The following is a 2,306-nucleotide window of genomic DNA, read 5'->3' on the forward strand; positions in this document are numbered from 1 at the left end:
TCGAACCAGTGACCCCCTGCTTGTAAGGCAGGTGCTCTCCCAACTGAGCTAATCGCCCACATTATTTTCTTACCGAAACGTAAGCATTTCCGCGGGAGGAAATGGTGGGTCGTGCAGGATTCGAACCTGCGACCAATTGATTAAAAGTCAACTGCTCTACCAACTGAGCTAACGACCCATGGTATCCCGTAGGGGAGTCGAACCCCTGTTACCGCCGTGAAAGGGCGGTGTCCTAGGCCTCTAGACGAACGGGACACTAATCGTAAGCGTTTGGGAACGCTTAATACTCTAAAACCGTATAAACCATCAATCTGTGTGAACACTCATCGCAATAATCTTTCGTATTAAGGAGGTGATCCAGCGCCAGGTTCCCCTAGCGCTACCTTGTTACGACTTCACCCCAGTCATGAACCACAAAGTGGTAAGCGTTCCCCCGAAGGTTAAACTACCTACTTCTTTTGCAGCCCACTCCCATGGTGTGACGGGCGGTGTGTACAAGGCCCGGGAACGTATTCACCGTGGCATTCTGATCCACGATTACTAGCGATTCCGACTTCATGGAGTCGAGTTGCAGACTCCAATCCGGACTACGACGCACTTTTTGGGATTCGCTCACTCTCGCAAGTTGGCCGCCCTCTGTATGCGCCATTGTAGCACGTGTGTAGCCCTACTCGTAAGGGCCATGATGACTTGACGTCGTCCCCACCTTCCTCCGGTTTATCACCGGCAGTCTCCCTGGAGTTCCCGACATGACTCGCTGGCAAACAAGGATAAGGGTTGCGCTCGTTGCGGGACTTAACCCAACATTTCACAACACGAGCTGACGACAGCCATGCAGCACCTGTCTCAGAGCTCCCGAAGGCACCAAGGCATCTCTGCCAAGTTCTCTGGATGTCAAGAGTAGGTAAGGTTCTTCGCGTTGCATCGAATTAAACCACATGCTCCACCGCTTGTGCGGGCCCCCGTCAATTCATTTGAGTTTTAATCTTGCGACCGTACTCCCCAGGCGGTCTACTTAACGCGTTAGCTCCGAAAGCCACTCCTCAAGGGAACAACCTCCAAGTAGACATCGTTTACGGCGTGGACTACCAGGGTATCTAATCCTGTTTGCTCCCCACGCTTTCGCATCTGAGTGTCAGTATCTGTCCAGGGGGCCGCCTTCGCCACCGGTATTCCTTCAGATCTCTACGCATTTCACCGCTACACCTGAAATTCTACCCCCCTCTACAGTACTCTAGCCTGCCAGTTTCAAATGCTATTCCGAGGTTGAGCCCCGGGCTTTCACATCTGACTTAACAAACCACCTGCATGCGCTTTACGCCCAGTAATTCCGATTAACGCTCGCACCCTCCGTATTACCGCGGCTGCTGGCACGGAGTTAGCCGGTGCTTCTTCTGCAGCTAACGTCAAACAATGCATCTATTAAATACATTGCCTTCCTCACTGCTGAAAGTGCTTTACAACCCGAAGGCCTTCTTCACACACGCGGCATGGCTGCATCAGGCTTGCGCCCATTGTGCAATATTCCCCACTGCTGCCTCCCGTAGGAGTCTGGGCCGTGTCTCAGTCCCAGTGTGGCTGATCATCCTCTCAGACCAGCTAGGGATCGTTGCCTTGGTGAGCCCTTACCTCACCAACTAGCTAATCCCACCTGGGCATATCCTGACGCGAGAGGCCCGAAGGTCCCCCTCTTTGAGCCGAAGCTATCATGCGGTATTAGCCATCGTTTCCAATGGTTATCCCCCACATCAGGGCAATTTCCCAGGCATTACTCACCCGTCCGCCGCTCGCCGCCCATAAACGCCCCCGAAGGTTTGTTTATGTCGCTGCCGCTCGACTTGCATGTGTTAGGCCTGCCGCCAGCGTTCAATCTGAGCCATGATCAAACTCTTCAATTTAAAGTTTTTGTGGCTCAATGAATACTGATTACATTACATAGTAATGTTGAATTGACTGTGCCAAGACCTCTAATGTTTCCAAAAGACATCTTGATTGGTCACTCAGTTCATTGAAACCTCAGTTGATTCTTTAGAATCATCTTTGATTATCATCAACGAGTGCCCACACAGATTGATAGGTTTATATTGTTAAAGAGCTTGTTTTGAAGCTTCCCTCAAAACGGACGGCTATTTTAGCGAGCTAGCATTTGGTGTCAACCACTTTATGCAAACTTTTTTGAAGTTATTTACTCTAAAAAATTTCCGTTTGCGTTAGGTCAATTTTTCTTGCGAAGCGTTTCCCTGACAGCGAGGCGCATTATAGATATCCGATTTTGATTGGCAACCCTTTTTTTAGGTTTTTTATCG

Annotated in this window: 2 tRNA genes and 1 rRNA gene; all 3 read right to left on the reverse strand. The window is 50.2% G+C overall.

From position 1 onward, the window contains the following. Window positions 1-102 precede the first annotated feature (102 nt). A tRNA-Lys gene (locus ACFSQJ_RS14395) sits at window positions 103-178 on the reverse strand. Between the two features lies 1 nt (window position 179). Beyond that, window positions 180-255, reverse strand: a tRNA-Glu gene (locus ACFSQJ_RS14400). Between the two features lie 90 nt (window positions 256-345). After that, a 16S ribosomal RNA gene (locus ACFSQJ_RS14405) occupies window positions 346-1,898 on the reverse strand. Window positions 1,899-2,306 lie beyond the last annotated feature (408 nt).

Source organism: Croceitalea marina (genome assembly GCF_042684265.1).
Lineage (GTDB): Bacteria > Bacteroidota > Bacteroidia > Flavobacteriales > Flavobacteriaceae > Croceitalea > Croceitalea marina.